General features: G+C 44.5%; 1 pseudogene. It reads right to left on the reverse strand.

The features are described from left to right. Positions 1–328, reverse strand: a pseudogene (locus KI369_RS29070) (enterotoxin); the annotation flags it as partial.

Raw genomic sequence — 328 nt, forward strand, 5'->3', positions numbered from 1 at the left:
CCATTGCAGTTAATACACGGCCGCCATATGTGCCACCGTTTTCGCTCGGATGAGCTGTATATGCTGTAGCTACAACTGTTAGTTCACGACCACCAGAAGGTGCGCTAGTGTTAGCAGCTTTTACAGCAGGCTTAGCAACTTGTTTTGCTTGTGCTGCAGGTGCTTTAGCTGGCGCTACAGCTTTAGCAGGAGCAGGTTGTTCTTGTTTCTCAATAACAGGTGCTGTACCTGTTAAGAAAGGAACGTGAACGTAAGCTGTTTTCCCGTTATATTCAAATTGTAACCACTCATTTTGTACTTGGTTCGTTGTTTCGATCATATCATCTTT

The organism is Bacillus sanguinis (assembly GCF_018332475.1).
GTDB classification, from domain to species: Bacteria; Bacillota; Bacilli; order Bacillales; family Bacillaceae_G; genus Bacillus_A; species Bacillus_A sanguinis.